We start from the raw sequence: 11,418 nt of genomic DNA, 5'->3' as shown, positions 1-11,418 counted from the left end.
AAGGGCGACTGGTTTTATCTGTGTGCTTGGTGATAATGCAACGGCTGTTTTTATCTTTATCGAGGGCCCTATAGCCTATGTGGTACGAAGGTTTTCTTGGCTTGTCGGCCTGGTCTCTGGTCGCGGTCACCCTGCTGATGACCCACGTGACAATTGTCGCCGTCACGGTCTATCTGCACCGTTACTCGGCCCATCGCTCGCTCGAGCTGAATGCCGGCCTGAAACACTTTTTCCGTTTCTGGCTGTGGCTGACCACGGCGCAGAACACCCGCGAGTGGACTGCCATCCACCGCAAACACCACGCCAAATGCGAAACCGAAGATGACCCGCACAGCCCGGTCATCAAGGGTCTGTCCACCGTGCTGCGCAAAGGCGCCGAGCTGTATCGCGCCGAAGCCGAGAACCCGGAGACCCTGCGCATCTACGGCAAGAACTGCCCCGAAGACTGGATCGAACGCAACCTCTACAGCCGCTACCCGTTGCTGGGTGTGGCGATCATGGGCGTCATCGACCTGCTGCTGTTCGGCACCATCGGCATCACCATCTGGGCGATCCAGATGATGTGGATCCCGGTCTGGGCCGCCGGCGTGGTCAACGGTCTGGGTCACGCCATCGGCTACCGCAACTTCGAATGCCGCGACGCGGCGACCAATCTGGTGCCGTGGGGCATCCTGATCGGCGGCGAAGAACTGCACAACAACCATCACACCTACCCCAACTCGGCCAAGCTGTCGGTGAAGAAGTGGGAGTTCGACCTCGGCTGGGCGTGGATCAAGGTCTTCAGCTTCTTCGGTCTGGCCAAGGTGCAGCGTGTGGCACCGATCGCCCACCGCGTCGAAGGCAAGGGCCATCTGGACATGGATACCGCCATGGCGATCCTCAACAACCGCTTCCAGATCATGGCCCAGTACCGCAAATTGGTGATCGGCCCGCTGGTCAAGCAGGAGCTGGACAAGGTCGATCATTCGGTACGCCATCAATTCCATCGGGCCAAACGCCTGCTGTCGCGGGAAACCAGCCTGCTGGAAGATCGTCATCACTTGCGCATCCAGAACATGCTCGAGCACAGCCAGGCGCTGAAGGTCATTTACGAAAAACGCCTGGCCCTGCAGCAGATCTGGGTCAAGACCAGCGCCAATGGCCACGACATGCTCGCCGCCATCAAGGAATGGGTGCACGAGGCCGAAGCCAGCGGCATCCAGTCCCTGCGTGAATTCGCCGACCAGCTGAAAACCTACTCGCTGCGCCCCGCCGCAGCCTGACCGCCATGAACGAATCCCCTGTGGCGAGGGGATTCATCCCCGATCGGTAGCGCAGCTACCGCAAATTTGTCGACGCGTTCTCATTGCTGAAACGCGTCATCTCTACCGCCCGGCGGGAGCAGGCTCCCTCTCTACAAAAGCGCGGAACTTAGCACCGAAAGCCCTATCTCAAAGACACTTCGCCACCCCGGCGGGCTGTACTGTGGCCGTTGTCGAAATTGCGGCACACCTTTTGAGAAATGTGCCGATGGTCAACAACAATCAAAAAGACTCATCCCTTGCGCAGTGGCCCGAGGCCGCGCAAACCCTGATGGCGCTGATGCACGCTCAAGGCGAAGTCGCCCGGCTGAGCGAGCGCGAACAACTGTTCAGTTCATTACTGGTGAGCGTCAACGCGGTGCTCTGGGCGTTCAATTGGGAAACCCGTCAGGTGCTGTATGTCAGCCCTGCCTACGAGCGGATTTTCGGTCGCTCCGCAGGCCTGTTGCTGGCCGACTACAACCAGTGGCGCGACAGCATCTACCCCGACGACCTCGACTATGCCGAACGCAGCCTTGCCGAAGTGCTGCAAAAAGGTGCTGTGGAAGACCGCGAGTACCGGATCATCGCCGCCGACGGTCAGGTGCGCTGGCTCAGCGACAAGTGCTTCATCAACCGTCAGGACGAACCCGGGCAACCGGTGATCATCGTCGGCATCGCCGAAGACATCACCGACAAGAAGCACATGGAAACCGAGCTGCATCGCCTGGCGACCACCGACGTGCTGACCCAGAGCAGCAACCGCCGACACTTCTTCGAATGCGCCAACCGCGAGTTCGAAGAGGCGCGCCTGCAAGGTGCACCACTGGCCTTCCTGCTGCTGGACATCGATGATTTCAAGCTGATCAACGACAGCTACGGCCACCCGGCGGGTGACAACGTGCTGCAACGGATCGCCGAATGCGGACGTGGGTCGTTACGCCGGGGCGATCTGTTCGGGCGCATTGGCGGCGAGGAGTTCGCTGCGGTGTTTCCCGGTTGCGCACCGGACATGGCGCTGCAAGTGGCCGAGCGGCTGCAGCAGGAGATTCAGCGCCTGAGTTTCAACCACGAGGGGCAGACATTCGGCATCACCGTCAGCCAGGGCCTGACCAGCCTCAGGGATGGCGACGACAGTCTCGAGAGCCTGTTCGCCAGAGCGGATGCGGCCATGTACGAGGCAAAACGGCAGGGCAAGAACCGGATCATTTCTGCCTGATCCAGAATTTAAGCCACCCCAATATCCAATGTGGGAGCGGGCTTGCTCGCGAAGGCGGTAGGTCATTCAGCATTTATGTTGGCTGACACACCTCCTTCGCGAGCAAGCCCGCTCCCACAGGGTTTTGTGAAAAGTCAGGTTATTTACGCATCCGCATCAATTCCGGCAGCCCGATCTTCAGCAGCCGCGCCGTACGACTCCTGGCCAGCTCCTCAATGCCCTCATGCTCGGTCAGACGGGCCATCTGCGCCGCCATGTTCATCACCAACGCTTCCCGGGAATAGACCCCGCCACCGAGCTGGTAGACCGACGCAATCAACTCGCGCAGCTCCAGCGGCAGGCGCCAGCGTGTCCGCAGCGCCGAACCGTAGGCCGCGCCAAACTCCGCCAGCGCGTCACCGACCTCCTCCCACTCATCCAGCTCGCCGCCAGCCTGCTTCCACTCCTGCAAACAACGCAGCAACGCCAGGTCACCGAGACGATGCAGCATGCCCGCGCAGTAGCAGCGCTCCTGATCCAGATCGAGCAGGCGCGCCAGGGTGCGGGCGTATTCCGCCGTGTGCAGCGACAGCCCCCAGTAGCGCTCGGCGTAGTCCGCCAGGCACGGGTCACTGAGTCTGGCGCTGCGTTTGAGCGCCAGGCCGAGGATCAGGTTCATGCTCTGTCCGGTGCCGAGGCGATGCAACGCCTGCGCCAGGGTCTGCACCGCCGCGCCATGATGCTGTGCCGCGCTGTTGGCGGCCGCGATCAGCACGGCGGTGATCTGCGGATCGGTGCGGATCTCTTCTTCCAGAAGCTTCAGGTCGAGGCCATTGGGGTTGAGGCTGCGTTTGACCGCCACTTGCACATCGGTCATCAATGGCGCGCCGTCGGCCTGCTCGCGACGCCGCTCAAGGAACACCGACAAGGTCATGCCCGGCGCCAGCGTCGGCACTTCGCAGAACACCTCTTCACCCGCATTCAGCAGCAAACCCTGCAGCCGCTCGGTCAGACTTTCCATGTTCAGCGGTTTGGTCAGATAGGCCGTCGGGGCCAACGGGATGGCTTCGCGCACGCTGGCGCTGTCGTTGCGACTGCTCATCAGAATGAACGGCAGCGGCGGATTGCGTTTGCGCTGGCGCACGCTGCGCAGCACGCTCAAGCCATCGATACCGGGCAACTCCCAATCGACAATGGCCAGGTCATAAGGCACTTCGCTGAGTAACGACATGGCTTGCTGGCCATCGGCACACAAGTCCAGCCGCGCATCACAGCGCACGTTGAGCAACACTTGTTTAAGCAGGTCACGAGACCACGGATCGGCCTCGGCAATCAGCACTCGGGGTACGGCGGGTAAATCAACGGCGGTCATGCGCGCTCTCCCTTGCAATGCCTGAACCTTAGCCAATGCCGGCCTATCGATACAGCGCAAAAGCGTTTGATGTGTATCAGGGGCATAAAAAAACCCGCCGAAGCGGGTTTTTTGTCGAACGGATCACACAGCGCCGGAGCTTACAGCTCCGAGAAGCACTCTTCGATGATCGCCAGGCCTTTGTCCAGTTGCTCGTCCGGCGAGGTCAGCGGTACGAGAACGCGCAGCACGTTGCCGTAGGTGCCGCAGGACAGCAGGATCAGGCCCTTGTCGCGCGCCTTGGCCACCACAGCCGCAACGGCGGTCGGGTTTGGCTTGTGGCTGTCGCCGTTTTCGAACAGCTCGACCGCGATCATCGCGCCCAGCGCACGCACTTCACCGATCACCGGGTACTTGGCCTGGATGGCCTTCAGACCGGTTACCAGACGCTCGCCGACAGCCTTGCAGCGATCCAGCAGTTGCTCTTCTTCGAACACTTCCATCACGGCCAGCGCCGCAGCGCAAGCGATCGGGCTACCGGCGTAGGTGCCACCCAGGCCGCCCGGAGCGATGGCGTCCATGTATTCGGCTTTGCCGCAGACACCGGCCAGCGGGAAGCCGCCAGCGATGGATTTGGCGAAGGTGGTCAGATCGGCAGCAACGCCCATCTGTTCCATGGCGAAGAAGGTGCCGGTACGGCCAGCGCCGGTCTGCACTTCGTCAGCGATCAGCAGGATGCCGTGCTGGTCGCACAGGGCACGCAGACGCTTCATGAATTCTTTCGGCGCGACGTAGAAACCACCTTCACCCTGCACAGGCTCGATGATGATCGCGGCGATGTCTTTCGGCTCGGCGTCGTTCTTGAAGATGCGTTCGATGGAAGCGATCGAGTCGTCGATGCTCACACCGTGCAGTTCGTTCGGGTACAGCGCGCGGAAGATGCCGCCTGGCATCAGGCCCATGCCGGCCGAGTAAGGCACGACCTTACCGGTCAGGCCCAGGGTCATCATGGTGCGACCGTGGTAAGCACCGGTGAAGGCGATCACGCCGGCACGGCCAGTGGCGGCACGGGCGATTTTCACGGCGTTTTCCACGGCTTCGGAACCGGTGGTCACCAGCAGGGTTTTCTTGGCGAAATCACCTGGCACCTTGGCGTTGATCTTTTCGCACAGCTCTACGTACGGTTCGTAGGCCAGTACCTGGAAGCATGTGTGGGTCAGCTTGTTCAGCTGTTCGGTCACGGCGGCGATGATTTTCGGGTGCACGTGGCCGGTGTTCAGCACAGCGATACCGCCGGCGAAGTCGATGAACTCACGACCTTCAACGTCAGTCACGGTAGCGTTTTTCGCCGATTCAGCGAAGATCGGGTGAATCTGGCCAACACCACGTGGAACAGCTGCGGTACGACGGGCCATCAGTTCAGCGTTAGTCTTGCTCATTACAGTCCTCATTCACCGCTCATCGGGCGGCGTGGCTCAAGGATTAAGCGGGAGGAATCGGCGGTGGCAGCATGCGATGATCGACTGCCACGGCGTTCCCGGCCGCAGAGAAAATTCCGGTTTGAAACGACGCAAAGGGACAGCGCTCTCGTGCCCTTTGCGTTTGCAGCGATCCCTTTCCCGGCTTAGATGCCCAGGCAGAGGTATTTGATTTCCAGGTAATCCTCGATGCCGTACTTGGAGCCCTCACGGCCCAGGCCCGAGGCCTTGATGCCGCCAAACGGCGCGACTTCGTTGGAGATCAGCCCGGTGTTGACGCCGACCATGCCGTATTCCAGGGCTTCCGCTACACGGAACACACGACCGAGGTCACGAGCGTAGAAGTAGGACGCCAGACCGAACTCGGTGTCGTTGGACATGGCGATCACTTCGGCTTCGTCTTTGAAGCGGAACAGCGGCGCCAGCGGGCCGAAGGTTTCTTCCTTGGCGACAGCCGCGTTTTTCGGCACGTTGGTCAGGATGGTCGGCTCGAAGAAGTTGCCTTCCATCGGCTTGCCACCGGCCAGCACGGTGGCGCCTTTGGCCACGGCGTCAGCGATATGCTCTTGCACCTTGGCCACGGCTTTTTCGTCGATCAGCGGGCCAGTGGTGGTGCCTTCTTCCAGACCGTTGCCGATCTTCAGCTTGGCCACCGCCACTTTCAGCTTCTCGGCGAACGCGTCGTAGACCGAATCCTGAATGTACAGACGGTTGGCGCAGACGCAGGTCTGGCCGTTGTTGCGGTACTTGGAAATGATCGCGCCTTCGACGGCCTTATCCAGATCCGCGTCGTCGAACACGATGAACGGCGCGTTGCCGCCCAGTTCCAGCGAGACTTTCTTGATGTCCTTGGCGCATTCCGACATCAGCTGACGGCCGATTTCGGTCGAGCCGGTGAAGGACAGCTTGCGCACGATCGGGTTGCTGGTCAGCTCGCTGCCGATGTCGCCGGCGCTGCCGGAGACCACGCTGAACACACCTTTAGGGATGCCGGCACGCTGGGCCAGTTCAGCCAGAGCGAAGGCGGAGAATGGGGTTTGCGAAGCCGGCTTGAGCACCATGGTGCAACCGGCGGCCAGCGCAGGGCCGGCTTTACGGGTGATCATCGCCGCCGGGAAGTTCCACGGGGTGATGGCAGCAGTAACGCCGATCGGCTGCTTGATCACGATCAGACGCTTGTCCGGCTGGTGGCCCGGAATCACGTCGCCGTAGATACGCTTGGCTTCTTCGGCGAACCACTCGATGAACGAAGCCGCGTAAACGATTTCGCCCTTGGCTTCGGCCAGCGGCTTGCCTTGCTCGAGGGTCATCAGGCGCGCGAGGTCGTCCTGGTTCTCGATCATCAGTTCGAACCAGCGACGCAGCTTGCCTGCACGCTCCTTGGCGGTCAGTGCACGCCAGGCCGGCAGCGCTTTGTCAGCGGCTTCGATGGCGCGGCGGGTTTCGGCGGCGCCCATTTTCGGGACGGTACCGAGAATTTCGCCGGTGGCCGGGTTGTTGACCTTGATCGTCTGACCGTTGTCCGCATCGACCCAAGCGCCATCAATGAAGGCTTGCTGGCGGAACAACTGGGTATCTTTAAGCTGCATGTCGGCTTTCCTTAACAGCACCGCGGCCTGCGCGGAGCAAAATTATGATTGTAGAAAGGCGCCTCGCAAGGCTGCCGTCAGGGAAATCATCTACCGGGTGAGGCGCAGCGATCGTGCGTTATTCACAGCATCTGCGCATCCACACCCCGTCAAAGAGCGTTTGAAATCTCAAACGGATCGTAGGAGCAAAGGGGGTAAAGGACAATAGGTCGTTCGAAAAAAAGAACAAAAACCCAGCGTTTGCTGGTTTTTTCAGATCAACGAGCAAAAAGCCCCGGCCGCAGCCAAACCATAGAACAGCCAGGAAAAAGCGCCAAGCGAGGGTTTTGCAGGACGTTACAGCTTTAAGGAATGCAGCGTTTCACACCGACACGCGCACTGACAAAACCCGCCAAAACCCGGCATGGACGCCCCGAGCCGACCTAGGTATGATGTCGCCCGCTGCACCAGTAGCTCAGCTGGATAGAGTACTGCCCTCCGAAGGCAGGGGTCGTGGGTTCGAATCCCGCCTGGTGCGCCATGAATTGAAACGAGAAAGCCCCGGACTGTGATGGTCCGGGGCTTTTTTGTGGGCGCGGTGTTTCATGCAACGACGGTCACTCCGTCGTCCAGTCAAACTCATCGTAATCGTCGTCTTCCTCTTCTTCCCCAACCTCCTCAAAAACCTCGTCTTCTTCCACGACGTCTTCTTCCGACTGGTTCAGCAGAAACTCCTTGCGCGCCTCGGTAATCGCGCGCCGCATCTCCTCGCCCTTCTGCGGGCAGTTGAGGAGTTGGGCGATGCGGTCGATTTTTGCTGCCACTTTGTTCTCCAGCGCTTCAGCCATGGCCCGATAGTGCGCGTTTTTGCCGGGCAATGCCAAATGGCTGGGTGAACAAGCGGTCAGTTCTGGCGGATTTTTTCGAGTCGCCGGTCGAGGTCCACGCCGGGGTAGCGTTTGTGCAGGTTGTTGTATAGCGCGTCAGCGGCTTGCGACTGGCCGGAGTCGCGCAGGCGCAGGACTTCGCGCAGTTGCTCATCCAGGCCGTTGGCCGGGGGGGCGGCGCGTTTGCTGAGTCTGGCTTCGTCGGCGCTGATCGCGTCGCTTTGCATCGGCTCGGCCATTTCCATCATCGGTGCCGGCGCGGACATGGCCGCAGCGGGCGGAGCGGCCAGTGATTGCGCTTCCGGGGCTTGTTTGCGCGCCAATGGCGCGGCCGGTTTGGCCGCCGGGGCGAAGTCGAATTGCGGTTGTGGTTCCGGCGTGTGTGGCACCAGCGACAGCATCAGTGCCACACCGACCAGGCTGGCGAAGGCGACCTGCCAGCGCAGTTTCTGACAGGCCTTCAGCCAGCGTTGCCACAGGCTTGGCTTGGGCACCGGGGTTTCGCGGTTAGCAGCATTGAGGATGAACGCATCAAGGTGCGCCGGCGGTTCAACGTTGTGCTGTTGGCGCACATGTTTGATCACGGGATCTTCGGGTGTCTGGCGGGCGTCAGTCATGTCAGTACCTCCTCGGCCAGCAGCCGACGCAGTTTTTGCTGGGCGTAGCGCAAGCGGCTCTTGACGGTTTCCAGCGGTGTTTCGGTGAGGCTGGCGATTTGTGCCAGGTCGAGGTCGCCGTGGGCACGCAGCAGGAACACTTCGCGCTGATCGGCAGGCAAGGTTTGCAGAGCGCTTTCCAGGCGCTGGCTGTCGCGGCTGAGGTTCAGTAATTGTTCGGGATCATTGGTCTCGTCGCCAATCGCATGCAGCTGTTCGTCGTAGCTGTCGTGCAGCGGCTGATGTGCGCCGTGTTTGCGCCAGTGATCGATCAGCCGATTGCGCGCAATCTGGAACAGCCATGTACGAAACGTCGCCCGTCCCTGTGGCTGACTGGTGCTGCGGATCAGGCTCAGCCAGGTGTCCTGAAAGACTTCGTCAGCCAGTTCCGGTTTGCCGCTCAATCCGAGCAGAAACCGATACAAACCCTGACGATGGCGCGCGTACAGAATCTCGAACGCCGCGCCGTCGCCCTCGCGATAACGCGCCAGCAGCGTTTCATCGCTGCTGGCGGCCGCGCTGTCTGGCGTAGCAAACAGCTGACTGATGAAGCCTTTCAATCGGCTCACTATTCAATCCGTCGCTCAGTGGGCATCGCATTCGATGCGGTTGAGGCGCGCAGGCTTTGCGCCAGTTCCACCAGTTGCACGAACTCGTTGCGCAAGCCGAAGCGGTCGTCGCCGCGAGCGCCACGGGCCAGTGCTTCGGTGTCTTTCAGGCCGAAGTCGCCAGCGTAGCGAGCGTCCTTGAGCTGCTGGGAAAACGCCGCCACCGCCGCCGCGAAACGCAGGTCCTCGCTGGCCGGTGCGACCTTATTGGCAATCGGCCGCTCGATCAGCAGACTTTTCCCACCTTCAGGCTGTTGATAACGCACACGCAGCATCGCCAATTCTCCATCCTTCGCAGCAACCACCTTCTCCGATTTACCGTAGCGCAGCGGTTCCAGCCAGCCCTGCTCACCTGCCGGAACAATTTCATACAGCGCGGTCACGGTGTGTCCTGCGCCTACTTCACCGGCATCGACTTTGTCATTGCTGAAATCCTCACGCTTCAAGGTGCGGTTTTCGTAGCCAAGCAGGCGATATTCACTGACCTGCGCCGGGTTGAATTCCACCTGCAATTTGACGTTTTTTGCCACCACCGCCAGGGTCGAACCGAGTTGATCCACCAGCACTTTGCGCGCCTCGCGCAGGTTGTCGATGTAGGCGTAGTTGCCGTCGCCGGCGTCGGCCAGTTGCTCCATCACGTGTTCATTGTAGTTATCCACACCGAAACCCAGGGTGGTCAGGGATATCCCGGTTTTGCGTTTATCCACAGCCATTTGCTTGAGGCTGTCGAAGTCGCTGACGCCGACGTTGAAGTCACCGTCGGTGGCCAACAGGATGCGGTTGATGCCTTTGGGAATGAACGCCTGCTGCGCCATTTGATAGGCCAGTTCGATGCCCGACGCGCCAGCGGTTGAACCGCTTGCGGTCAATTGCTCGATGGCTGTGCGAATTTTCGCCTTGTCGCGTCCGGAAGTCGGCTGCAGCACCACGCGGGATTCGCCGGCATACACCACCAGCGACACCCGATCCTCCTCGCGCAACTGATCGACCAGCAGTTTCAATGTGCTTTTGACCAGTGGCAGCCCTTCGCGGCGATCCATCGAGCCGGACACATCCACCAGAAACACCAGATTCGCCGGAGCCAGTTCCGCCACAGCCCGGTCAGAGGCCTTGATGCCGATGCGCAGCAGGCGGGTGTGCGGATTCCATGGCGTGGCGGCCAGTTCGGTGGTTACGCCGAAGGGCGAACCATCGCTGGGCAGAGCATAGTTGTAGGGAAAGTAATTGACCATCTCTTCCAGTCGCACCGCGCCTTCAGGTGGTAAACGCCCTTGATTGAGCAAACGCCGGACATTGGCGTAGGCGCCCGTATCGACGTCAGCGCTGAAGGTCGAGACCGGAGCCTCGTCCACGCTGTGGATCGGGTTGTCGGCCAGCGCCTGATACTGCTCGCGCTGCTCGTCGCGATAGCCTTGTGGATAACTTTCCTGGGCGGGCATCGCCGCGAAACTGGCAATCGACATCGCACGTGCGCTGCGTTTGGGCAGCACACTGTCGGCAGCGAGCGCTTCATGCTCAATCGATGCCTGTGGCTGGGCTGGCGCCGGAACGGCAGCCGATTCGGGATTGGAAGACACGCCGCAACCGGCGACGGTCAACAATACACCGACGGCAACGGGTCGCAGAAAAGGCAGGGAGCGGGACATGGGGGCTGACCTCGGGATGAAAGTGATCCATTCATCCACTGAGACGGGCAGCCCTTTCAGATCGGGTTAAACGCCGCTGAAAATTTTTTCAGCGGTGATAACGCCGTACCACGCTGCTGTTTCGCAGTACGTGGCCTTTGATTTTGTCCATCAGTTCGGCGCGGGTCAGGCCGGCGGGCAAGGCGTCCGGGGCCAGATCCAGGGCGTAAATCTGAATGATGTAGTGGTGGGCGCTGTCGCCAACCGGTGGGCACGGCCCGATGTAATGGGTGGTGCCTTTACTGTTGGTACCTCCCAAGCCTTCGAGAGCGGATTTGGCGCCGACACCGGCCGGGATCTGCCGGGTGGTGGCCTTGATGCCGTAGTGAATCCAGTGATCGACGCCAGCACCTTTCTGACCGTCCGGGTCGTGCATGACGATCGCGTAGCTCAGAGTGCCGGCAGGCCCGGCGTTCCAGGCCAGTGCCGGGGACTGGTTCTTGCCACCGCAACCGGCCGCATCGCTCGCGGCGGCCGAGGTGAACAGGCGATTGTCCGAGACACCGGGGATGTCGAGGGTAAAGCGCTCGGCCGCCTGCGCCGGAAACTGCACGCAAAGGGCGACGGCGACAGCCGCCAGCCAAGGGTTGAGAGAGGTCAATCGGGTCATTCCGGGAGCACCTTGTGCAGTTGGGCCTTCGTCGGCCTGCAAACTATAGCTGTACCGTTCGTACCTTGGCAGTGGCAATTGGCTGAACCTCGCACTG

10 protein-coding genes and 1 tRNA gene are annotated in these 11,418 nt (G+C 61.0%); 3 read left to right on the top strand and 8 right to left on the bottom strand.

The window, feature by feature from the left end:
* The first annotated feature begins 77 nt into the window (after positions 1-77).
* Together desA and ACOYXG_RS00295 are read left to right on the top strand one after the other, a co-directional pair.
* Positions 78-1,262, top strand: a complete 1,185-nt coding sequence (gene desA, locus ACOYXG_RS00300; RefSeq protein ID WP_027611144.1) for a delta-9 fatty acid desaturase DesA — start codon at positions 78-80, stop codon at positions 1,260-1,262.
* 247 nt (positions 1,263-1,509) lie between these two features.
* Positions 1,510-2,499 carry a GGDEF domain-containing protein gene (locus ACOYXG_RS00295; RefSeq protein WP_115988480.1) on the top strand — a complete coding sequence of 330 codons (990 nt, stop codon included), beginning with the start codon at positions 1,510-1,512 and terminating at the stop codon, positions 2,497-2,499.
* A 139-nt stretch (positions 2,500-2,638) separates the two neighbouring features.
* Here ACOYXG_RS00295 and ACOYXG_RS00290 read toward each other — a convergent pair whose 3' ends face one another.
* From ACOYXG_RS00290 to gabD, 3 genes are all read right to left on the bottom strand, one after another.
* Entirely contained in the window at positions 2,639-3,850 is a 1,212-nt protein-coding gene (locus ACOYXG_RS00290; RefSeq protein WP_247268435.1) for a response regulator, read from the bottom strand.
* A gap of 140 nt (positions 3,851-3,990) precedes the next feature.
* On the bottom strand, positions 3,991-5,268 hold the full coding sequence (gene gabT / locus ACOYXG_RS00285; RefSeq protein ID WP_003220503.1) for a 4-aminobutyrate--2-oxoglutarate transaminase: 1,278 nt from the start codon (positions 5,266-5,268) through the stop codon (positions 3,991-3,993).
* 185 nt (positions 5,269-5,453) lie between these two features.
* Positions 5,454-6,896 carry an NADP-dependent succinate-semialdehyde dehydrogenase gene (gabD, locus tag ACOYXG_RS00280; protein ID WP_096796912.1) on the bottom strand — a complete coding sequence of 481 codons (1,443 nt, stop codon included), beginning with the start codon at positions 6,894-6,896 and terminating at the stop codon, positions 5,454-5,456.
* A gap of 443 nt (positions 6,897-7,339) precedes the next feature.
* Here gabD and ACOYXG_RS00275 point away from each other — a divergent pair.
* Positions 7,340-7,416: transfer RNA gene (locus ACOYXG_RS00275), tRNA-Arg, on the top strand.
* Positions 7,417-7,492: 76 nt separating this feature from the next.
* On the opposite strand, the gene ACOYXG_RS00270 is transcribed toward ACOYXG_RS00275, so the two are convergent.
* The 5 genes from ACOYXG_RS00270 to ACOYXG_RS00250 form a co-directional block, all read right to left on the bottom strand.
* Positions 7,493-7,723 carry a hypothetical protein gene (locus ACOYXG_RS00270; protein WP_007963505.1) on the bottom strand — a complete coding sequence of 77 codons (231 nt, stop codon included), beginning with the start codon at positions 7,721-7,723 and terminating at the stop codon, positions 7,493-7,495.
* 56 nt (positions 7,724-7,779) lie between these two features.
* The gene (locus tag ACOYXG_RS00265) at positions 7,780-8,379 is read right to left on the bottom strand and encodes a hypothetical protein (RefSeq protein ID WP_097086813.1); all 600 of its coding nucleotides are present in this window, start codon (positions 8,377-8,379) and stop codon (positions 7,780-7,782) included.
* Positions 8,376-8,957: an RNA polymerase sigma factor gene (locus ACOYXG_RS00260; protein ID WP_257012801.1), complete on the bottom strand. Its 582-nt coding sequence runs from the start codon at positions 8,955-8,957 to the stop codon at positions 8,376-8,378. The genes ACOYXG_RS00265 and ACOYXG_RS00260 overlap by 4 nt, the downstream gene beginning before the upstream one ends.
* A gap of 29 nt (positions 8,958-8,986) precedes the next feature.
* Positions 8,987-10,672 carry a vWA domain-containing protein gene (locus tag ACOYXG_RS00255; RefSeq protein WP_460355227.1) on the bottom strand — a complete coding sequence of 562 codons (1,686 nt, stop codon included), beginning with the start codon at positions 10,670-10,672 and terminating at the stop codon, positions 8,987-8,989.
* A gap of 88 nt (positions 10,673-10,760) precedes the next feature.
* A complete protein-coding gene (locus tag ACOYXG_RS00250; RefSeq protein ID WP_097086808.1) occupies positions 10,761-11,321 on the bottom strand; it encodes a YbhB/YbcL family Raf kinase inhibitor-like protein in 561 nt (186 codons plus the stop codon).
* Positions 11,322-11,418 lie beyond the last annotated feature (97 nt).

Source organism: Pseudomonas sp. G3-39, assembly GCF_054790485.1.
The sequence above is the reverse complement of the archived record's forward strand: the minus strand, read 5'-3'. Positions and strand labels throughout refer to the sequence as shown.